Below are 22626 nucleotides of genomic sequence, written 5' to 3'. Positions count from 1 at the left end.
CGGGCAGGTTACGCTCCCAATGATTTACTTGAGGGTAGGCCTAACAAGTCATTAATGTTAGGTGATCTCTTGTTTTAAAGTAAACCCGGTTAAGATGCCAGGACTAAATGGATTAATCTGATTCTGTGTTTTTAATAAATAGCGACCGGAATTACCATTGACTTCAAATAAAATCTGCAAGCTGGCACTATCCTCACTGTCTACTAGCACATTTACTTTTTGTAACATTTTAAAGAATGCCCAAGGGCCAATTTCCTCGAGTTCATAGTGGTTACCCTCGATGGAATCCAAACTAAGTTTTGCATCGCTCTGAGGCCAGCTGAATTGAGTGAAAGAGTCGCTACCTTGATTATCTGTCAGAGTTTTGTTGCCAATAGTTAATTGAAGATTGGCAACCACAGGATCCAGATTAATTTTTTGCAGGCTAAATTCAATTTTACTTTTCTCATTGTCGGGAGAGAAAAACATATTTGTAATCACATTGGCACGAATCAATTCATTGGTAATGTCGCTGGAAATAGGCATGACATAACCATTGACTTCCTTAGGTTGCCATTGCGGTGAAGACGTATCCAGAAATGGCTTAAGATAATTACCTACAAATGTATTTAGAGTCCCATGAGGGGAAAAGAATCGATCAAAATCTGCTAAAGAGACCTCAGTGGTTTGTAGCGGATCGAGGGGATAGCGACTGGCAATAGTCAATTGATATTCATTATAAACCATTTGCTGCCATTGTTGATTGAGATAATTTTTGCTCTCACTAATAAAAATGTACCAGGTATCATCACCAATTTGCTTTGTCCATGTGGCAACAGGCTCAGGTAGTTGCCTCGCTCTATTGTATAATGTACTCAGTGGATCAGCCGAAGTGCCTCCTTGGAAGCGAGCTTTTGTTAACTCAAAGGCTGTTCGCCCTCTGTCATTGACTAAAGAAAGAGTAGTCAAGAATTTTTCTAATTCATTAATATTTTGCGTAAGTTCAGTAGCAGCCGAGTCGCTCATTAAGTTTAAACTGGTAAATTCATTCGCTATTTTTTGATTAAATAACGCTGAGTTTTCATTAGGCTCAGGAGCAGTTTGTTGCTGAATAAGTTGAATAAGCTTAGTCATCGCATTCGTGCGATACAGTGTTTGTGTAAGCTGTCTTGCTTGCTGATAATCTTGATAATGGAAAGGTTTTGTTCGACGTATAAAATTTTGCCACCAAGTCACGTATTCAAAGCAATAAGCTTGTTCTAGTTGGGCGTGTAAATTATTCAGATCTTGGCGAGCAAGAACCCAGTTTTCACGTTGTAACTGTGCTGAAACCTTAGGTAAAACCGCAATAATTTCTTTAAATCCTGCTTTTGTGTAGTAGTAAGGCAGCTCTTTACTAGGTAATTCAAATCCTTCAATCGCAATATTTTGAGTGGAGGAAGGGAAATTATTTTTTGCTAAAGTGTAGTATAGGTAGGTTGCTGGTAACGCATTGAGGTAATTGCGAACATCACTGACTAATTGTCGGTTAATAGCTACTGGCTGCATAGGCTGTCTTAAAGCATGCTGAAGTAGAGTTAATTTTTTATGTAAAGTGTTTTGCTGGTTATTCGCTTTCCAGTACTCACTAAACCAATTCTTAACTTCTGCTTCTGAATAATGTTCTGGCTCACCTAACATCAGATATATCTTTAAAGCCTGATAACGTGCTATTTGAGTTTGAGTCGGGTCTAAAATAATGTGTTCAATTCCCGCAATTAGTTCCGGTAGAAAATCATCATGCAGATGATGTTTGGCATTTGAATGAAGTTGATTTTTTAATTGCTCGACTCCCGAAACAGATAAGAGATTAGTAGGTATTTGTTGTAATTTTGCTGCTGCCAGTGATAAGTGGTAAAGCGCTGAGGTTTTATCATTTGCCTGGCCAAGGAAAGTTTCATAAGCAATTAATTCTTTACTCGCTTCATCTAATAAGCGAGAAGTTTTAAAATGTTGCTGTACAAGCCACACGAGCGATAGGCTGACGATACCGGCTCCTAAACCGATTAACCATTTTTGCGTCGCATTCATTTGGGCGGTGTAACGTTTTGTCTGCTCTTGAAATGCCCTAATGGTACCCTCTATAAAATAAGCTCGGTAATTATTGGATTGGGGATATTTATCTTGGATAGTCAATGCATACTCGTGCTGAATTTTTTTGTTTAAGCGGTCGACACTTAAACCGCCTTGCTCGGCGCTAACAAAGTAGATTGCCTGTAAGCGAAAGAGTTGCATCGGTAAATTTTGTATTAGCGATTGCACAGGGACTCGCAAACTAGCCAGCTGCAAGGGGAACTCTCTAACTAAAGTTCGCTTGACACTAGAGCGTGCGGGGTGCAATTTATTAATAATTTGCTGTCCTAAAACTTCGATCATTTGATCAAATTGCTTTCTGTAATGCTCGAGTAAATTCTTTCTTTGCTTGTTAGCGTTTAATGAAAAACCAAGAGGTTTGGTTAATTCGCTGATATGGTCGGATTGGAAAAAATCACAAAATCCAGCAAGAGCATCCAATTTAGTAAAAATAATTGCTGTATCGACGCTGTAACCTAAGCTATGACCAAAGCGCGCAAGTAATTGCGCATGGGATTTACATTGCTCTAAAAGTTGTACAGGTTCGGCTAATAATAATTCACTACTATCTACGCATAAAATCATCCCTGTAATTCTGACACTGCTATGACAACGATTTAATTGCTTCAAGGTGTAGGCAAGTAGATTTTTACTCTGGTTAAGCCATGACTCCCCTAATTCTAAAATAACGCCATGCTGATTATAAAAAAAGTTAGCGCTATTTTCTGTATCCACTGGGTAATGTGTTAAAGTGCTTTGGCGCAGAAGAGTAGTTTTGCCTTGATTAATTTTGCCAGTTAAGAGTAAGAAAGAAATGGCATTATTTTGTGGTTTTAAAAAACCAAGAATTCTTTTTAATGCTTCACATAGTGTAGTTAATGATTTATCCATCAGTCGTCCAGTTTAGCTGTCACTGTATGTCCAAACTGGACAATTTTAGCCTGATTTTCTAATAGAATATGGCTAATAAGATAGCCTCCTGCCAATATTATTACAGCAAGAACAGAACTGATTATTAGCGGCTTATAGTTTTTGGGGAAGTCATCTACGTTTTTCTGTTCTTTGAATAATTGATGGGACTTATTAACACGATGCTGATTAATTAATTGATACAATTCTTCAATTAAGTTATCTAATACTTGTCTTCCATCACTGCGCCCATGTTGTTCACCTTCAAAACCTGTAATCAAACAATAATAGGCTAACTCAATTAGATCCAAGTATTGGTTGGGCCTTTCTTTAATATACTTAATAATGTCAAAAAAGCGTTGCTCTGGTCCCACTCCATCATGAGAAGAGGGGGTGAAGGCTTTAAATTCAGCTATTTTGCCGTAAAGACGAATATAGTTTTTCCCTAATAACTCATCGATTGTGGCACATAATAAGTAGTGGGCGATGGCATCTAATTCTTCTGAATATGTTTTATTGCCTAATCGACTATGAAAAGCATGTAATTCGTGTTCAATATTTTCTCGGATACCGTTTATTGGCGGTAACGAAGGGGTAACATATAGACGCTCGAGTAAGGATAATAAGGGGCCTGCTGCAGCTACTAGCGGATTGGTCGTAAAAGGAGCAATAAATAATTTAGAGCGATAATAGCCTTGGGGCATTTGTTGGGTGCCGGATAATGACAGTCGGTTCACAAGAGAGGCCGAAAAGCGTTCGGCTGTCATGGCTTCACTCCAAAATATTAATAACTTGTAACTTCTTTTCTATATCAAATCGAGCATGACTTGGTATAAACACTCAGTAGCTACTACTTACTCAAAGCTAATGTTTTGAGTTAAAGATAATACGTTATCTAGGGGCGGTTGACAATTGCTTTCACGACTGCAAAGTTAGAATCCTTACAATGAAGATATTCATGCGGTTTCTCAGTCCTTATTGATGCTGCGAACTATAGGGAGTATTCAGTTTCACTAAGCAGCGTCATAAAATATCGTTCAATCCATTCTTTACCAAGGAGCTCAAAGGCATCATCGAGAAAGTCGGCGAGCTCTTCAGGGCTTAGTTCATGTTCGCTGCCAATAGGTTCAATATGGTGGTGGACATATTCACCAAAGTAACGATTACAAAAATTTACATAATCTTCTGTGTGCAATATAAAAGTATGCCAGACCTTATCTAAAATCAATATGGGACCAAACAAATAGGTATGACGATGAGATGTTTTACGATAAACATTTAACCACAGCCAACCTAAGAAATCATTGAAAAATTGTTGGCTTTGTTCATGAGAGAAATGAGGATGATGATGACAAAAATAATGAACTACTTGCTTATTTTCGTAAGCAAGTAATTCCGAGAGTAATGGTAAATTCATCTGCAGCAGGTTTTCTGCCAAGATTGTTTCGTTATTTGGCGCACAATACGGCATATCATTTCTTCTTTAGACATTTGTAATCTCCAAATTGGAAGAGTTAGGGTATTTGAACACCATAATAGCCAGGAATCAACCAATATTATTAGACTCGGTGTTTTTGGCACCGAGTCCTTAATATCTTAGGCTAAAGCCGGTTTGAGAGAATTTAAATCAGCTATTTTCTCGTCTATCATTCTAACAGCTGTCGTTCTACCCCAAGCTCCAGTAATAACGAAATTATTACGGTGATCTTTAAATAAAGGTAGACCCTTAGCATTTTCCAGAATAGCCAACTTCTCATCAAGGTCTTCATGAGACTCTACTTCTTTGAACAAAGCGTCTAGAGCTATTGTTCTAAACTCTTGTAAAGTATGTCGCCATGTCGTGGTATTGTTGAGGCCAAAAAAAGTATCCAGGCGCGGATTTCTATGCTCATTTAAGCCTTTTATTTTCTGGACTTCATTGTAAAGTTCAATAAGTTCATTAACAGTTAGCTTACTTTCTTCTTTGAGCTTGCTGACTAAAATGTCATTCTTCTCACGCTTGTCCTGACCCTGGGTAACCGCAGCAATGATTTGCTCAACAGCGGTTGGTTTAGGCGGTTCAACAGTTATTAGTGCTAGGGTTTTCTCTTTTGTATCAAGTCCAGACTTAGTTTCTTCTGAAGTTGACTTCTCATCAACAGTTTTTGTTGATGTCTCAGCTTTTGCGATAAATCCAGACTCAGCTGAAACTTCAAATGGAAGATCAGTTGTTTCTAGTACTTCTTTTAGCTTAGCCAATTGCAGAGTTTCATCTTTCAGAGCTTTTGCATCTCCAAGTTTAGCCAAGAAGTCTTTGTCTAAGCCTTTTTCTTGCAGCGTAAACAACAGATTAGCGAAAGCTTTTTTCTGAGTAATGTCTGTTTTTTGATACCAAAGGAAGACCTTTTCAATGATCTGCGCTAAGTTATTTACATCAATCACACCATAAGTAGCTGACTTGCTAGCTTGCAACGCATATAACTTCGCATACAAATCTAGTATTGGTGTTAAGCAATCCGCTATAACTTGCTGATCAACCGGATCCTTAGCAGCTAATTCACTACCTGTAGTTGCAGTCAACAGCAATTTCGGAGCATACATGACCATAATAGCAGGTTTACCTGTTACGCCCACATTTCTATTGAGTAGCTCAACTAATTTCTCTTGCTCAGGTTTAGATAGCTGAGCAAAAGCTGTTTCAATACTTTTAACAAACAAGAGAGTTCTTGCGTCATAGTTTCCACCTTCAGCAATTGTAAGCTGTTTGGTTTCTGGATTAGTCACAGTTTTGAATAAATGACAACGAAGCATTTGGGCAAGACGAGTCTTGGCAAGAGTTTCTTCTTTCGATTGTTTTTCAGCAGCTTGAGTTATCTCAGGAATAGCTGTTGCTAATTTTTGACGATAACGATGATAAGCTTCTCTACTGGAAAGAGAACCAATGTTTTCTTCTGCTACTGCGATAAGTGTTTCGTAGAGCAAATTTATTTTTAAATGGATTTCTGGACTGCGACCTGCGTTGATACTTGCGAAAGAATCGCGTGGAACCCCACCAAAAATATCATAACAGTGGTGAGCAAAGACAAGCTCAGCTTTTTTAGGGTCTTTCTTATAGGCTTCAAAGAATAAATCCAATCCTTTCTTAACGACGATAAAAGGAATTTCCCCTTGAACGATTTGCGCAATATTGATTTCGTTACATAAAGTAATTAGCTCATCACATAGTTCAATAGCTTGTTTATCAACTGCTTCAGTCGGAACCCCACCCCATAATAAAAATTCAGTGGGAGAGCAATTCATTATCTTCGCACCAACGATACTGTATGCTTCCAGGGCATTATCATGATCAACATGTGCTTTTGCGAGATTAAACTCTTCTTTGCCTGTTTGGCTAATTGTTTTAGCGGTAGTATCCAGTCGATAATAATTCTTATCGATTAGAATGAAATAAATTCCTTCTTCATTAACTTTAACTGCTTCTTTGATAGTGTCGCCTTTTCCTGCGTCATGGATGGCAAGATGGTAGAGAAAAGCTTGCTGATAAGCAGGTGATTGATCTTTTAAGCTTATTAGCGCTTTATATTGCTCCGTCATTCCTAAAATACCTGTTGGAAACGGATTGGATAAATGGCCACTAAGGACTGCAATTGCATAAAGCATACTGTTTCCAGTACGTTTAAATTCAATACCTAATTTGCCGTTTTCTTCGAGTAATTTGCTGCCTCTTGCAGTAAATAATGCGGTTTTTCTTAGTTCACTCATTAAGGTTGTAGTGAGTGGTGTTAATTGTTTCTCAGATGAAACTTGTGCGAGTGTTTTTACCAAGTTGTCAACCATGGAATCCGTTAACTCGAACTTCATTTGTTGCATGGATTCGGCAAGATCTCTAATCCATTTCAACAGATTTTCATCAAGAAGGGAGGGATCACATGTTTCACTCCAGCTAACTAGTCCATCAATTAGTTTCTGAAAACCTTGGGCTTGTTTGACAGTGAAGCCTGTTAGGGAGAAGTTAGGATTTTCTTCGCCGAGTATATATAGAGTGTCATCACTAAGAAGTTTATCTTCAGCGGCGAGTAAGGCTAATTGCTTTTGCAACTCCATAAGGCTTGTAACGGCCCAAGCGGATTTAATTTGTTGTTCCAACTTTAGTACTTCGACTGACTCTTCTTTGGCATCTTGTTTCATCTCAAACAATTGTGCTTTTAAAGTTAAGATTTTTTTATATTGAGCTTGTAATGCTGCAGCTTGTTCTTTTTGCTCTTTAGGCAACGCTTCAATCGCTAAGAAATGAAGAAGAGACGTAAAGAAAATAGCATCCAACTCTTTACCGAAGACAAAGGACTGAGTTTCTGTCCCAATGACTACATCTTTGTCTTCATTCGCGACAGAAGAGTCAATTAAAACGCCAGTCTTACCCTCTACCAACCGCAGACGCAATTGATTGGCGGGTATTTTTTCGATCCCAGTAAACAGCATTTCCGTCTTAAGCTGACCCAAGTCAAATTTTTCCCATTGTCCTAGCTCAATCATCAGCATTAAGGATGCAACCACATCATGTGGCCAAAAAGCTTGGTATTTTGAGTGTTTGATAAATTCAACCATCCCAGACAGCAGAGTAGGTGTATTAAGATTTTCTTCTGCAATTGTCCCAGAAAATTGTTCAGTATAGATAGGGTAAGCGCGGCTAATAATTTCCATGAAACTTGCTAACCAGCTGTTCTTGTCATATTTGGGCAAGCTGCGTGTGGTTCCAGAGACAATGTTCGTGTTGCGCATTTTTATCAGGTTCTTAATGATTTCCAATGCGTTATTCGGATTAGTGCTGCGTGCATTGTAAGGAAGTGAGTTGAGGTCGTTAATTTTTTGTTCGTACTCACTTTTTGAGTAAGGCTTGTTGTATCCCATAGTGATAACACTAAATTTATTGAGATCTTCTACAGGGATTTGCACAATAAAATCATTGACTGCATCAAAAGCGGCAATACTGACAAGTTTTGCGCCTTCCTTTGTTGATTCTTGCAGTTTTTCTATCCATGCAGCAGCGTTTTCTTTGGGGCTTAGCAAACAAGAAGGCTTGTCACACGCTTGTTCTGCGTAATATTTATTTACTTCTTCAGCTGGGTAAAATGCAAGACTTTTTGAGTCTTCATTATAAAAAGCATTTTTTTCAGGATTATATTGGTAATAAGTCGTTTGGGGGCCCGCGATAATTTCGGGGAGAGCGTTAGCGAGTGTAGGGAATTGCTGTTTTAATTTGGCAAGCTGCATATTTAGGTAAAGAGCACGCAAGCCATATTGACCTTCAGGATTTTGTATTCCTTTTTCATCACAGGGTATTTCATCTGTGGTTACTAATTTTATTGGGGTGTCAGCGGGAATAATACCTGCTGCTTTTGCTTGTAAAATGACATGAATTGTTGCAATAAGATCATCGCCATCTTTACCTGGGTCTGTAAAAAAAACAATTGGACTCACTTACCATCTCCTAATTAACGGGTAAAAAACTGCCTTATTTTATCATAGTATCGCCTAAAAATATACAAACGGTATCGCGCAGGAGCATTAAAAATCTTTTTAATAGTTTTTTTCTATCAAATTAATAAAAATATTCGATTTTACTCATTAATTGTATTTGCCTACAGTTACATCGAAAGCCAAATAATTTATTGAGGAGAAGCGAATGATTAGTGTAGGTCATAAATTTCCGGAGTTTCATTTAAAAGCAACTGTAAGTAATGAAATCAATGAGGCTTTTAAAGAGGTTTCCCATGAAACTTATCAAGGGAAATGGTTAGTCGTTTTTTTCTGGCCGAAAGATTTTACTTTTGTTTGCCCGACTGAAATTGCTGAATTTGGCAAGCTCAATGGCGAGTTTAATGACAGGGATGCCCAAGTTTTAGGCGCTAGTGTGGATAGTGAGTTTGTGCATTTGGCATGGAGAAAACAACATCCTGATTTGCATAATTTACCTTTCCCGATGTTAGCGGACATTAAACGGGAGCTGAGTCAAGAGTTAGGAATTCTTGATGAGCATGAAGGTGTTGCGCAAAGGGCTACTTTCATTGTCGACCCTAAAGGTATTACACGCTTTGTTATGGTGACTGATTTGAATGTAGGAAGAAATCCAGAAGAGGTTTTGCGAGTTTTAGATGCCTTACAGACGGATGAACTTTGTCCTTGTAATTGGAAAAAGGGTGGAGAGACTATCCATGTTGAATAGCCTTGTTGACTATAAATACCTTGGTGGTGAGATGCCACCAAGGTCGTAGCAATAAATATAAAAAGGATAAATCCATGCTAGATAATATTAAACAACAATTGCCAGATTTCGCAACAGATGTGCGGATAAATCTGGGTAAGATACTTGATTTAGCTCAAACCAATGATTTAAGCGAGCAGCAAATTGCGGGGGCTGCCTTGGCAGTGAGCTATCATTTGGGAAACAAGTTACTTATTAATGAATTGCTCATATTACCTTATACAAAGGAGCTTCAGGAGGCTGCCAAGTTGGCTGCGAGTTTGATGGCAATGACTAATATCTATTATCGTTTTGTTCATTTAAGTGAACATGCCGAGTTGGCTCAGGTTCCGGCAGGCCTTCGGATGCAGGGGATGATGAATCCAGGTATTGATCGCATCACTTTCGAAATAATGTCTCTGGCGGTATCAATATTAAATGGTTGTGGATCCTGTATTAGTGCACACACTCATCAACTACAAGAACATGGTCTGACAGCACAGGCGATTGCAAGGATTGGGCGTATTAGCGCGGTGATTCATAGCACGCATGTGACACTTGGGTTATAGGCTTGCTGCCCTTGGGCGCCTAGCAAGATATAAATTTGGTGTGAGATTATGTTTGGACCCCCGCGGTCGAGGCCGCGGGAATTCGGGGTTGAGTGAGCTATAATCAATCCGCGTCAAAAAATCTTTGCGATGCTCTTATTGCTTGATAGGTCCGCAAGCAATTCTCGCACCGCCGCCACCGAGTTCTGGTTTATTGCTATAGTTGTCACCACCTGCGTGGATCATGACAGCTAATCCAGCAAGATCTTTGGTTGTTAATCGTGGTGCTAGTGTAGGTGTATTTGCGTTGCCATCACTATCGACATACAAGACTGGCAAGTCACCCAAATGTCCTTTCCCATAAGGGCCCTGATGGCTATTGGTATTTTTAGGATCATAGTGGCTGCCTGCATGCATGCCTTTATCAGCGCAATCAGGATGCTGATGCAGATGAAAACCACGCAATCCTGCAGGTAAGGAAGAAAGCGTGGGTACAATCAGCAATCCAAATTCTGTATCTGAAAAAAGAACCTTACCAATTTCTTTTTTCTCTCCTTCTGTCATATAAATAGTGGCTGTGATCTGTGCCGCATAGCTACTTGCGCAGAAAAGAGAGGATAACAACAAGGCAGATAATTTATTCATAGGGCTCCATGCAATATTTTCAAGTAGAGTGGAATAGTAATCAATTAAAAATTTTCTAACAATCTTTTTAAGATTTTAATAATCTAAAGACAGTATCAGGAGTCAACAGTACTTAATTAACGTATTGGAAGAATATACAAACCAGAAATAGGGGTGGGTACTATCTCAAAAAAACCAAAGGTAATTCTGACCAGCGACTTGTATAATGCGGTGATTTCAATTGTCGTTTCATAGACCAGGATTTTTGAAAACCTTCTGCTGCAAGTCGAATGGTTCTGGGACCATATTTCTGATTAATCTCGTTAATTAAACTCATGACCTTTTCGGTTTCAAAAAATTTTTCATCACTAGGTTGATGGAATAAATCCATTTGTCGATATTGCCTATCGATTAAATCAGCGAGTAAAACGCCACATTTATGGTATTGGATCCCTTTGCGATAAATACGCTTAATACATAGTTTAGCTGCGGTTGTTAAATATCTGACATCATCGGTTGGATTAACTAGGCGAAAGCCAATCGAATTGGAGTATTGAGCAAGGTCTTCTCGAAATGGGTTTGAGCGAATAAAGACTGACAAATGTTGGGCAATTAAACCTTGTCGTCTCATTTTGTCCCAGGCAGTCCCACAGTGATGGCTGATGGCTTCTTGAATAAAACCAAAATCAGATTGTAATTCACCGAATGAGCAGGATGACATGATGGTTTTTTTAGGAGCAATTGCCTCTAATTCAAGACAGGAGGTTCCTGATAACTCCAATACGGTTCGTTGTAATACCACATTGAAGTGGTCTTTTACGAATCGTGGATTCAATTTTGAGAGCTCATAGGCATTAGTGACGCCAAGGCTTACAAGCTTTTTATGCCATTGATGTCTAATGCCCCATATATCATCTACTTCTAAATGAGGCAGCCAACGCTCTTCTTGATGTGTGACATTGAACACTGGAGTGTTTAGTTTCTTTTTAGCGACGTGATTAGCCACCTTCGCCAATGTTTTTGTTCGCCCAACCCCAATGGATATAGGGATACCAGTATTTCTAAAAATCTTTTTTTGTAAATCCCAGCAGAAGGCATCAATTTTGCCTTCGGGTAGGGTTTTTAAATTTAAGAAAGCTTCATCAATGGAGTAAATTTCGGTATCAGGCCAATTTTCTTCGATCACAGTCATCACACGATGGGATAGATTACCGTAGAGGGTATAGTTGGAGGAGAATACCTGCACATTATGCTGTTTGCAAAGCCCTTTGACTTTAAAAAAAGGGACGCCCATTTGAATGCCCAATGCTTTGGCTTCATTAGAGCGAGCTATTACACAACCATCATTATTACTTAAAACAACAATGGGGGTTGTTGCTAAATCTGGACGAAATAAGCGCTCACAGCTTGCATAAAAATTATTGCAATCAATAAGGGCAAACATCATTACACCGCCTGATGAATGATGTGAGTAACAACACCCCAAATGACTAAATCCTGGGAATCCGTGATATCGATGGGGTTATAATTTTTATTTTCTGGGAGCAATTGTACGCCTTTCGTAGTTTTTGAAAGCCTTTTTACTGTGAGTTCGCCATCAATGGCGGCAATCACAATTTTGCCATGAGTTGCTTCAATACTTTTATCAACAATGAGCATATCGCCTGGCTGGATGCTTGCACCGGTCATGGAATCACCTGCGGCAATTAAAAAAAATGTAGAAGCAGGGTGTTTGATTAAATGTTCATTTAAATCAAGATAGGATTCGATATAATCATCGGCAGGGGAGGGAAAGCCTGCTCGAACCTTAGAGCTATAAAGAGGAGTTCCTCTGGGTTGGTCTAGTAAGTATTCTTTAATTTCCTCAATACGGGAAATGGGAACACGAAGAGTTTTAGTTGCCTCACCATATCGGTTACTCCCCGCTGGACGCCCTGCACCATATCTTTTTCCACCACGACTCATACAGCCTCATTGTTATGATTTTTGTGACAATAATCAAATCATAGAGGGCATTTATCGGATTGTAAATGGGTCAAAATCCAAGTGAACAGCATTCTTGAAATTAACTTTAGGAATAATTAGAAGAAATCGGAATAAAATTTTTTTTCCTAAAACGCGAGTCAGAAGAGAAGTTTTAATCATGAGAATTTTTCTCCACCATATTTGTTTCTTGGACTTATCGCCTTGAGAATAATTATCAAATATTTTTGCTAACCTAACGAGTTAAGTGTGGGCTGATAGAGCAATTTCTTAAATTGCTTCATATCGTTGATAGGCATGGGATTAGTAGGTTAATCTAGTGAGCGTATGACCTGATTTACTGCATCCCATGCCTGCATTATTTCAGATACGACTGGCCATCAAACTGGCTCGAGGGTTGGGGAATGTTCTCTCTTTTGTTATGCAACAAGATGGTCGGATCCACTTAAAGCCAGGAATTTTACTTGGAACTTAATATTAAAAAATTTTTTTATTTATTGGTGATCGGTTGCGGCTACGTCGGTGTGAGTTACTCGAGTACGCCCCAGCATAGTATCAATAATTATTCTGTGGGTCTTGGAGCTCCCATTGTTACGGCAACTGCAGATACAATGGATAAAGGAGGCTGGTCTATAAACCAGCGAACAGAATATTACCGTATGAATCCACTTTCCGATGCGACTCTATTAGAGTTTTCAACCAGTGAAAGTGAAAAAGCGCTTCTAATCAATTATTTTATGATGAGCTATGGTCTACTGGATAACTTAACCGTAGGAGCAAATTTACCTATTCAACATACCTATAATCTTCGGGCAGCTACTGATGCTGAGGATAATTTATTTCCAAGCGTCAATAATCTTGGTGATATATCCGGGGCGGCAGATTCCTCACTTTTTGGGCTTTGGCGAATAGGGGATGAAAGTGAAGGTAAGTTGCCTATGGCAATGGCCTTGCTTTTTGGAATGAACCTACCAACTGGAAAAACTACGGCAAGGTCACGACAAGGTGAATTATTTTCAGCATCAGATCAGCCTGGAACCGGAGCCTGGGTACCATTGGGGGGGCTTATTTTTTCTAAAAAGTGGGGCGACTTATCAATAAGTAGTAATTTTATTTATACTCAAACAACAAAAGGCTCCCAAGATACGATTTTAGGTAGTTATTTTGATTATAATTTCGCTGCCGATTATCCTCTATTAGAGCATAAAGGCAAATTGAATTATAACCTTGAAGGAATGTTGGAATTAACGGGTGAATACGCTGCTAAAGATAAAGTCGATGGGATAAAAGATCCTAACAGTGGTGGAAATAGTATCTATTTAAATCCAGGGGTCAGGATGAACATCGAGGAAAAGATTTCCTGTTATCTTGGCATAGGCATTCCTGTGTCAGAGAAATTTAATGGGACACAGGTTACAAGTAGATATGCAATCTACACGGGTATTGATATTAATTTTTAAAAGGATGTTTGAGTTTATCACCGAATATCTGTTCAATTATTGATATATCTTTTTGCAATGGATCGAATATGGGCTCCCATAAAAGTTAATTGCGTACTTATTTTGACATTACTCTTTGGACATCGGCATTTGTCGGAATACGCATAGGTCTCACTGCTTATTCGCCTGGCTCCTTGGCTTTGTTACGATTTCTCATGACCTCTTTTTGTATGGCACTTATCTACGCAAGACTCTCTAATAAAAAAACAATGTTACGGAAAGACCGGTTGCAGCTATTGTTGATTGGGTAGCTGGGATTGGTGTTTACAATATTTCTTTAAATTATGGTGAAGTGAATGTTTCTGCTGGTATGGCCAGTTTTATTATGGGCTTAATGCCAGTGTCTCATCTAAAAACAAAACGGGCAAATAAAGAGATTTAATTAAAATTTAATTTCTTTCAGATGGAAGTAGGAGAGTTTCCCAATAAAACCTTTATATCCTGGTTGCAAGCAAACCATCTTCCGTTCTACATGAGAATTAAACAAGATACAGTAGTCAGAATCTACACAAGTTACTTATCTTAAACGATTAGAAAAAATACTCGCTTTATGGTCATCTTGCTTGGGCTCACAAAACAGGAGAGTGGCAAGCCAATTCACAGCTAATTAAGTGGACTACTATCAAAAACAATACCGACCTCGAATAAGCTTTTTTAAGTATGGGTTAGATTTTCTACGAGATAAATTGAAAGGGTTTGAATGTCAATTATCCGAGTTTAGAAAAGATATTGCACAACTCTTGCCTAGTTCGTTGCAACCGGGGATCATCGCATGATGTATTTTTATATACATAGCGCATTTTATGTGTTTTTTTTTGATTTATTAATAACACAATGTAACTGTACTATAATAGAACTAAAATAGACTTCTGATGAGGGGCCTTTAAAATGTCCTAAGGTAAAGTAGAAACAGCTAAGAGAGCTGAGAAAGAGATTAATGAAGAATTTAATGCTTGTACGCAAGTTGCGGATGAACTAAAAAAAGTTTTTGAAGACAAGGGATTCACGCAAGAAGCTAGTCAGATATACGTTTATCATCCTACGCGTGGCAGTCAAATATATTGTTCTGATTCGCAATCAATAAGCCAGTTTGGGATTCATGATTTAGGCAATCCAGAGGATGGTGGTATTTTAATTGTTGTAGATGAGAAGAGTGACCTTAATGCCTTATTAAAAAATGCGGGGTTTAAAGAACACACTCGTAATTGGGCTAGTGAAAACATGGGCGAGGTAGTTTATAGCATCTCCCCTTGGGCTAAAAATGGTCTCACAATGGATGCTATAAAAGCGTTACCAGCCAATCTAGAGAAAGATTTGCCCAATAAAAATAATATGACAATTATATAGTAACTGTTCACGGGGGAATGTAAATTTCGTCATTGCTTGCTTTAAGTGGCGCATCATTGCAAACCGTTCTCAATCAAAAGTTCGTTGTATAAATATGGACTTGGTTTAAAAACAAAATTTCTTAAGAGATCAGAGCTCACACTGTGCGAATCGGTGATAAAAGCATTATACTTAATGTTTTAGTCTTTGTGAGTTATTCAATGGAATTGAAAATTGATAATACCCCCTTCAAAGCATTATTCCAGCCATTAGATCTGGGGTTTACGCAACTAAAGAACCGTCTGCTAATGGGGTCGATGCATACTGGTTTAGAAGAAGATAAAGAAAATTTATTACGTTTGGCGACTTTCTATAAAGAGAGAGCATTAGGGGGTGCTGGTTTAATTGTTACGGGTGGGTTTGCCCCTAATCGTGCTGGTCGTCTAGCTCCTTTTGCAGCGAAACTAACCTCGTCTAAAGAACAACAGCGCCACGAATTAATAACGCACACAGTTCATGATGCAGGTGGTAAAATTGCCCTGCAAATTTTGCACGCTGGTCGCTACGGTTATCATCCCTTTATAGTGGCCCCAAGTAATTTGAAATCCCCTATTAGCCCTTTTAAACCATGGGCGATGAGTAAACGCCGCGTTGTAAAAACGATCCACCACTTTGCCCGTTGCGCACGTCTTGCCAAGCAGGCAGGTTATGATGGTGTGGAAATTATGGGCAGCGAAGGCTATCTGATTAATCAATTTATTGTTGCCCATACTAACCAGCGTACTGATGAATGGGGAGGAGCTTTTAGCAATCGCATGCGCTTTCCGGTCGAGGTTGTACGAAGTGTGCGTGAAGCAGTCGGTAAAGATTTCATTATTATTTATCGCTTATCAATGCTGGACTTGATCAGTGAAGGGAGTAGCTGGGAAGAAATAGTGCAGTTGGCTAAGGCAATTGAAAAAGCAGGGGCAAGCTTAATTAATACTGGGATAGGTTGGCATGAGGCACGGATTCCAACCATTGCGACAATGGTGCCGGCGGCTGCTTTTACCCAAATCACGAAAAAGCTAAAACCAGAAATTAGTATCCCTATTATCACTTCAAATCGAATAAATACCCCGGAACTTGCAAGTAGTCTGCTTGAAGAAGGAGTAGCTGATATGATTTCTATGGCCAGACCTTTTCTAGCCGATCCGTTGTTTCCTAAAAAAGCCAAAGCAGGGGATACCAAAGCCATTAATGTCTGTATAGCTTGCAACCAGGCGTGTTTAGATCGCGTCTTTGTTAACAAGACTGCGTCGTGTCTTGTTAATCCACGTGCCTGTAATGAAACAGAATTGGTTTATGAAAGTGTGGCGCGCCCCAAAAAAATCGCTGTTGTGGGGGCCGGGCCTGCCGGTTTGGCTTTCGCATCTGTTGCTGCGGAACGAGGTCATAAAATTACTTTATTTGAAAAAAGTGAAGTATTAGGCGGACAATTTAATTTAGCTAAGAAAATCCCTGGTAAAGAGGAATTTCAACATACTATTAATTATTTTACGCATCAGTTGGAAAATTTTCAGGTTGATATTCGCTTGAAAACACAAGCAGACATAGAAACATTGCAAGGATATGATGAGGTCGTATTGGCAACGGGTATTACGCCGCGTATCCCTGAAATTAACGGCATCGATCATGAAAAGGTGATCAGTTATGTCGATTTAATTCAAGAGCGAAAAGCTGCTGGAGAACATGTCGCAATTATTGGGGCGGGTGGCATTGGTTTTGATGTCGCTGAGTGGTTAACACATAAGCATAATGGACATGAGCAGCAATTTTATAACGAGTGGGGTATTGATCTTAATATGGATCACCGCGGTGGCGTAAAAAAACCAGAAGTAGTACAAAATTCTCGTCAAGTTTATTTACTACAGCGTAAAAAGGAAAAACACGGTAAAAATCTGGGGAAAACGACTGGATGGATTCATCGATTAAGCTTGAAGCATAGACAGGTTAAGATGATTTCAGGAGTGCAATATGAGCGTATTGATGATGAAGGCTTGCACATTAATGTTCATGAGAAAAATGAATTACTCAAGGTGGATTCTATCGTTGTTTGTGCAGGACAAAAGGAGTTACGTGAGCTTTATGAGGGGTTAAAACAAGCAGGTCAATCTGTTCATTTAATTGGCGGAGCTTTCAAAGCGTTAGAATTGGATGCACGCCATGCCATTGATCAAGCCTGTCGCTTGGCTGCAATTTTATAATCAATGAGGCACGGTTCGCTTGGGGTACGCTGAGTGAGCCTAAACCTGTTTTTCTTTTTCTGATGGATGAATCATGGCATGGTTGCTCTTAATATTAGCGGGTCTTTTTGAGGTAGTTTGCCATTATAGGTTTGAAACTAAGTCATCACTAGAAAGAATGAGAATAGGGTTTGTTTATAATTCTACTATTTTAGTTGGAAAAGCCTTGATTTTCTGTGCTTCGTTGCTCAGATACTTTCTATATACTGCGCTACGATGCTTGAAAATCAAGGCTTTTCGACTCAAGCTAGCGAATTATAAACAGACCCTAATTCATTTTGCTTTATTTATGGTTTTTTTCCCCGTGTTGATTTATGCGCATGAAACAGCAAAACAAGGTTTTGAAAGCCATGTTTCATTAATCCCCCCTGCCGTTCAAAAACGCATAAAAATGTATACCTGGCATAAAGACTGTCCTTTGCCATTAAAGGACCTACGTTATATTAAATTGTCTTATTGGGGGTTTGATAAAAAAACCCACTTCGGAGTATTAATCGTTAATAAATCGCTTGCTAAAGAAGTTGTGCAGATTTTCAAGTCACTTTATTTACAGCATTTCCCTATCGAACAAATGCAGACAATGGACGCATTTAAAGGAAATGATGATGTCGCTATGGCAGCAAATAATACCAGCGCTTTTAATTGTCGGCCTGTAACAGGTCATCCAGGTATTTTCTCACAGCACAGCTATGGTCGTGCTATTGATATCAATCCTAAAATTAACCCTTATGTGTCTGGAAAACGGGTGACGCCGCGCAGTAGCACTAAATTTGTTGACCGTAAAAAAAACTATCCTGGCAAAATTACAAAAGATAGTTTCATTTATAAGCTTTTCACACAAAATGGCTGGGATTGGGGAGGCAACTGGTACGATGTGCAAGATTACCAACATTTTGAAAAACGAGCGCATGGTGCAAAACGAAATCCTTACGGGTATTAATTTAAACGAGTAAATTCAGCCCCTTTGATCTCCAGATTGACTGCTTTTCTTAAATATGTTGGCAAACTATTTTTTGCTATCAAGATGCTATTATTAACAGTAGGATTTTCTTTTATACCCAAGCAGTTGTAGCTAAAACGCAATTCAGGAACAGGTGATGAAGAGAATTAGACAATCAGCTGCCTTCATTATTTTATTATTCTTTTTTAAAGTTATCTTTGCTGCTTTACAGTCGCAAGATTATAGTGATTTTGATGTCCCTAAAGCGACTTTACAACTGGAAGCCATCCATCATCAACTATCAACAAAGAATGTTAATTACGAGCAGCTCTATTCAGCAGTAAAAATAATCCACTCGCTACAAGAGCAAGCCAACAACTGTGTTGAAAATGGAAAAATACAATTAAAGAAAATTAATGAATTACTCAGTAGTAATGAAATATCTTCGATGCTAATGAAGCAAAATGATTTGCGCTATCAAGAATTGCTTCATGATAAAAATATTAAGGTAAAAGAAACGGCTGAATGCGTTTTCTTTAATTATCAGGCACAGGAGTTATTAAACGAAATTAATACCAGAATGGCTAACACGCGTATGTTTAGCTTATTAATAAAATCACCACCCATCTGGGATAAACTTGATCCAAAACAATTCTTCACTATTGCTATTCAAAAAGATAAATTGTATCAAGCAAGCGGTATCTCAAGATTAAATAAAAATGATTTAATAATCATTGGCTTGATTTTCGGGGTGGGGCTGCTTTTTTCTCTTGTCTTTAATAGCATTTATAAGCGCTCTATAAAAAATAGAAAGGGAAAATTTACTTCTAAACTGCTGATAGCGGTTTCGCAAAGTGGGTTATTTTTATTTTTAGCCTTGCTGCTTGCTGATATTTACTTGCATGGTGTGTTCACTAATGCTCTTCCCCGGCCTAGTTTGCTTTTACTATTTGATGCATTGTTATCCTATGCATTAATAATTACGGTCATGCGATTTTCTTTGGCATTATTGCGTCAATATGTGTCGCATGTAAGTGAGCGTTTAATAGATGATATAAATATACGGGCCACTCTATTTATTACGCTCTTATTTCTCGGTCACCTCGCTGCTATTGTAATACAAGAACAATGGATTCATCCGGTTCTTTTAGGGTTTCGTTTTTTGTTGTTTTCTACCTTACTGATTCTGTCTTTTGCGTGGTTGAGTTGGCTTATTTTTCGCTTGGATTTTTTTAAAGTAATACCCGGTATCGTATTGCAAATTATCAAATTTTTATTAATTGGTGTTTATGCTTTTACAATTGTAATGGCTTGGTTAGGGTATAGTAATTTTGCCGTTTATTTTATTCCCAATATTATTATTACATTGCTTATTTTTGCCATTATATGGAAAGTTAGTCATCTTCTCGGCAAGTTATTTTCATTGTTTGATAACCCAGGAAATCCTGCCTCAGAAAAAATTCATACCTGGTTAGGACTTAAATCAAACCAACCCCTTATTGAACTCTTCACGATACGCATCATTCTAAACATAGGCTTCATTATATTTTCTATGTTTGTACTAATGAAAATATGGGGTGTTTCCCAATACTATATTGATTATCTAAGAACATGGTATTTCAAAGGTGGCTATGTCTATGGCCTATATATTTGGCCAATGAGGATCGTACGGGCAGCCATAGCATTTTGTTTGTTACTTATGCTGGGTAGGGCGCTTGCAACGTATGCGGCGCGGCATAGTGCTTTTAAGGGAGAGAAATATAGGCAGGATAATGTTGGTACCCTGATTAATTATTCGGCGTTTAGTATTGCTTTAGTCATCGCTTTATTAATTGCCGGCATAAACTTTACAAGTCTTGCAGTGATTGCGGGAGCCTTATCGATTGGTATTGGCTTTGGTTTGCAATATCTTGCGAGTGACTTTGTCAGCGGTATTATCTTGCTAATTCACAAACCTGTAACTCCAGGTGATAGAGTCGTTATTGATAACACCGAAGGTTATATTAAAAAAATACGTTTGTTATCAACGCAAATCACAACGTTATCTCATGCGGATGTTATCATTCCTAATTCTCATTTAATTAATAAATCGGTTACTAATTACACTTATCGCGACAATAAAATCTGCCGTATCAATAGCCAGGTAATTTTAGATAGTAGTAGTGATCTTGAACTTGCTGAACGTGTATTATTAAATGTGGTAAAAAAGAATCCCCATATCGTTCAAGAACCACCTTATAATGCCACTGTTTCTTATGAGCTGGTTCCCGCTAAAGATAGTTTACATGTGATTGTTGATTTGTGGTATTACATTAAGGACATTGACTTAAAACAAAATATCTCCAGTGAAATCAGCTTTAATGTCGTCAAGGCATTAAAGGAGTACAATCTTTGCCCTGGACAAAAAATTGAAACAAAATAATGCATTATTTGTGTTTCCATCGTACCGAATATAAATCGTGGCGTCTGTCTTTCAGATTAAGAACAGTGCCTTGATTACGTACGACCTCCAGGTTATGCATACTAAGGTCAGCAAAACAAACCATTTCTACATTAGGCGTTGTATCGGCTGCAATGCCGTCTCGCGCAAAAGGAAAATCACAAGGAGTAAAAATACTGCTTTGCGCGTATTGAATAGCCATATTGGTAACGCCGGGTAGGTTGCCCACATTGCCGGCCATAACCACGTAACATTGATTTTCTATAGCTCTAGCCTGGGCACAATAACGCACGCGCATGTAACTTTGTCTTTCATCTGTACAAAAAGGGACAAACAATATTTTAGCGCCTTGGTTAATGACATGTCTGGCTAATTCAGGAAATTCACAATCATAGCAAATAAGAACAGCGATGGGGCCACAGTCTGTCATAATTGTGGTCAATTGATTGCCGCCATGGATATTCCACCAATATTTCTCATTAGGGGTTGGGTGAATCTTGTATTGTTCATGTATTTGCCCATCCCGTAGAAATACATAGGCAATGTTGTAGATAGTGTCATTGGTTTTGGTAGGATGGCTGCCACCAATAATATTTATATTGTATTTCACTGCTAATGATGACATTAACTCCAAATAAGATTCAGTATATTCAGTCAATTTTAAAATCGATTGTTCGGGGCTTAAGTTTTCATTTTCAATAGAAAGTAGTTGTAACGTGAATAATTCAGGGAAAAGAACAAAGTCGGCATAATAATCAGCAACTACATCAATGAAATATTCCACATGCTGGGAAAATTCTTCAAAAGAATGAACTCGACGTTGCATGTATTGCACAACACTTAATCGAACCTTATCCGCTATTTGTTCAGGCAAAGATTTTTTAGACTCGGTTTTTTCGGAAATCATGGCAAGGGGGGTATACCAAACTAAATGAGCAGCAAAACCTAATGATTGTTTATCAATTGGGAGATAGTTCGATAATACCCCAATCAGTTGAAAATCATTACGTAACTGAAAAGACAAGACAGGATCCTTAACCTCTTTTGTGATTACAGCGTTAATATAATCATTGACGTTAGGGTATTTTTTATATTGCCTATGATAGCGAGGGATGCGACCACCAAAGACAATGCCTTTTAGACCTTCTGCCAAGCATAATTTTTTACGGACGCTATATAAGCGATTACCAATCCGTAAACCACGATATTCGGGATGAACACAAACTTCCATGCCATAAAGAAAATCACCGTTAGGATCATGACGAGAAGCATAACCACCTCCAGTAATTTCATCCCAGGTATGAGGTTGGAGAGCAATATCTCCACTGATTTTAAAGGTGGCACAATAGCCTACGATTTGTTGTTCATATTCCACAACAAATTGACCTTGAGGAAAATGGTGAATTTGCCCACGCAGCGCATCAGGGTTATATGTATCCATATGAGTAGGATAGGCGCGTGCCACTAAAGTGCGGATGCGGGGAATATCACCGATTTTAGCATTACGGACAACCACGATTGGCTTTTTACTTACATGATCACTCATAAGTCATTATTCATTCCTGAACTAGAATTCAAGTATCCTATTATAAATTATACATAATTGTGCTTAATTTTTACAAAAATATTGAAAATTAGACAAAATCTTGCTATCATAATGCAATTCGAGTCACCTATAAGTCTGATTGCGAATTTTTTAATCGAACAAATGCAGTTTCTTAAAGAAGAATAAATTTCGTGCATTTTCCTGTTTATTTTGTT

14 protein-coding genes are annotated in these 22626 nt (G+C 38.4%); 6 read left to right on the top strand and 8 right to left on the bottom strand.

Going from position 1 to position 22626, the window contains the following annotated elements; translation table 11 throughout:
* Positions 1–57: 57 nt before the first annotated feature.
* The 4 genes from icmF to Lbru_RS04140 form a co-directional block, all read right to left on the bottom strand.
* Positions 58–2982 (bottom strand): type IVB secretion system protein IcmF, encoded by a 2925-nt coding sequence (gene icmF, locus Lbru_RS04155; protein ID WP_058440933.1) that lies wholly within the window; start codon positions 2980–2982, stop codon positions 58–60.
* Positions 2982–3767 (bottom strand): type IVB secretion system protein IcmH/DotU, encoded by a 786-nt coding sequence (icmH, locus tag Lbru_RS04150; RefSeq protein ID WP_058440932.1) that lies wholly within the window; start codon positions 3765–3767, stop codon positions 2982–2984. Before icmH ends, icmF begins: the two co-directional genes overlap by 1 nt.
* A 224-nt stretch (positions 3768–3991) precedes the next feature.
* Complete coding sequence (locus Lbru_RS04145) at positions 3992–4471, bottom strand: glycine-rich domain-containing protein (protein ID WP_338011170.1); 480 nt, start codon at positions 4469–4471, stop codon at positions 3992–3994.
* 125 nt (positions 4472–4596) lie between these two features.
* Positions 4597–8457: a hypothetical protein gene (locus Lbru_RS04140; RefSeq protein WP_058440931.1), complete on the bottom strand. Its 3861-nt coding sequence runs from the start codon at positions 8455–8457 to the stop codon at positions 4597–4599.
* Positions 8458–8662: 205 nt separating this feature from the next.
* Between Lbru_RS04140 and Lbru_RS04135 the strand changes: the two genes are divergently transcribed.
* Entirely contained in the window at positions 8663–9202 is a 540-nt protein-coding gene (locus Lbru_RS04135; RefSeq protein WP_058440930.1) for a peroxiredoxin, read from the top strand.
* Between the two features lie 74 nt (positions 9203–9276).
* A complete protein-coding gene (locus tag Lbru_RS04130) occupies positions 9277–9789 on the top strand; it encodes a carboxymuconolactone decarboxylase family protein (RefSeq protein WP_058440929.1) in 513 nt (170 codons plus the stop codon).
* A gap of 135 nt (positions 9790–9924) precedes the next feature.
* On the opposite strand, the gene Lbru_RS04125 is transcribed toward Lbru_RS04130, so the two are convergent.
* The 3 genes from Lbru_RS04125 to Lbru_RS04115 all read right to left on the bottom strand — a co-directional run bounded on the left by Lbru_RS04125 (position 9925) and on the right by Lbru_RS04115 (position 12357).
* A complete protein-coding gene (locus Lbru_RS04125) occupies positions 9925–10413 on the bottom strand; it encodes a superoxide dismutase family protein (RefSeq protein WP_058440928.1) in 489 nt (162 codons plus the stop codon).
* A gap of 160 nt (positions 10414–10573) precedes the next feature.
* Positions 10574–11836 carry a Y-family DNA polymerase gene (locus Lbru_RS04120; RefSeq protein ID WP_058440965.1) on the bottom strand — a complete coding sequence of 421 codons (1263 nt, stop codon included), beginning with the start codon at positions 11834–11836 and terminating at the stop codon, positions 10574–10576.
* Positions 11837–11838: 2 nt separating this feature from the next.
* A complete protein-coding gene (locus Lbru_RS04115; RefSeq protein ID WP_058440927.1) occupies positions 11839–12357 on the bottom strand; it encodes a LexA family protein in 519 nt (172 codons plus the stop codon).
* Positions 12358–12839: 482 nt separating this feature from the next.
* Between Lbru_RS04115 and Lbru_RS04110 the strand changes: the two genes are divergently transcribed.
* The 4 genes from Lbru_RS04110 (at position 12840) to Lbru_RS04095 (ending at position 20847) form a co-directional block, all read left to right on the top strand.
* Positions 12840–13835 (top strand): transporter family protein, encoded by a 996-nt coding sequence (locus Lbru_RS04110; protein WP_058440926.1) that lies wholly within the window; start codon positions 12840–12842, stop codon positions 13833–13835.
* Between the two features lie 1586 nt (positions 13836–15421).
* Positions 15422–17446, top strand: a complete 2025-nt coding sequence (locus Lbru_RS04105) for an oxidoreductase (RefSeq protein ID WP_058440964.1) — start codon at positions 15422–15424, stop codon at positions 17444–17446.
* Positions 17447–17789: 343 nt separating this feature from the next.
* Positions 17790–18425: a M15 family metallopeptidase gene (locus Lbru_RS04100; RefSeq protein WP_162262386.1), complete on the top strand. Its 636-nt coding sequence runs from the start codon at positions 17790–17792 to the stop codon at positions 18423–18425.
* Between the two features lie 157 nt (positions 18426–18582).
* Positions 18583–20847, top strand: a complete 2265-nt coding sequence (locus Lbru_RS04095) for a mechanosensitive ion channel family protein (protein ID WP_058440924.1) — start codon at positions 18583–18585, stop codon at positions 20845–20847.
* 4 nt (positions 20848–20851) lie between these two features.
* On the opposite strand, the gene Lbru_RS04090 is transcribed toward Lbru_RS04095, so the two are convergent.
* A complete protein-coding gene (locus Lbru_RS04090; RefSeq protein ID WP_058440923.1) occupies positions 20852–22411 on the bottom strand; it encodes a bifunctional GNAT family N-acetyltransferase/carbon-nitrogen hydrolase family protein in 1560 nt (519 codons plus the stop codon).
* Positions 22412–22626 lie beyond the last annotated feature (215 nt).

This window comes from Legionella brunensis (genome assembly GCF_001467025.1).
GTDB lineage: Bacteria > Pseudomonadota > Gammaproteobacteria > Legionellales > Legionellaceae > Tatlockia > Tatlockia brunensis.
This window is presented reverse-complemented; position numbering and strand designations above follow the sequence as displayed.

Excerpts from the sequence above, each read along its gene's own strand:
- Lbru_RS04115 (WP_058440927.1), bottom strand. The coding sequence starts at position 12,357 with ATGAGTCGTGGTGGAAAAAGATATGGTGCAGGGCGTCCAGCGGGGAGT.
- Lbru_RS04125 (WP_058440928.1), bottom strand. The coding sequence starts at position 10,413 with ATGAATAAATTATCTGCCTTGTTGTTATCCTCTCTTTTCTGCGCAAGT.
- icmH (WP_058440932.1), bottom strand. The coding sequence starts at position 3,767 with ATGACAGCCGAACGCTTTTCGGCCTCTCTTGTGAACCGACTGTCATTA.
- Lbru_RS04145 (WP_338011170.1), bottom strand. The coding sequence starts at position 4,471 with ATGCCGTATTGTGCGCCAAATAACGAAACAATCTTGGCAGAAAACCTG.
- Lbru_RS04120 (WP_058440965.1), bottom strand. The coding sequence starts at position 11,836 with ATGTTTGCCCTTATTGATTGCAATAATTTTTATGCAAGCTGTGAGCGC.
- Lbru_RS04105 (WP_058440964.1), top strand. The coding sequence starts at position 15,422 with ATGGAATTGAAAATTGATAATACCCCCTTCAAAGCATTATTCCAGCCA.
- icmF (WP_058440933.1), bottom strand. The coding sequence starts at position 2,982 with ATGGATAAATCATTAACTACACTATGTGAAGCATTAAAAAGAATTCTT.
- Lbru_RS04095 (WP_058440924.1), top strand. The coding sequence starts at position 18,583 with ATGAAGAGAATTAGACAATCAGCTGCCTTCATTATTTTATTATTCTTT.
- Lbru_RS04090 (WP_058440923.1), bottom strand. The coding sequence starts at position 22,411 with ATGAGTGATCATGTAAGTAAAAAGCCAATCGTGGTTGTCCGTAATGCT.
- Lbru_RS04135 (WP_058440930.1), top strand. The coding sequence starts at position 8,663 with ATGATTAGTGTAGGTCATAAATTTCCGGAGTTTCATTTAAAAGCAACT.
- Lbru_RS04130 (WP_058440929.1), top strand. The coding sequence starts at position 9,277 with ATGCTAGATAATATTAAACAACAATTGCCAGATTTCGCAACAGATGTG.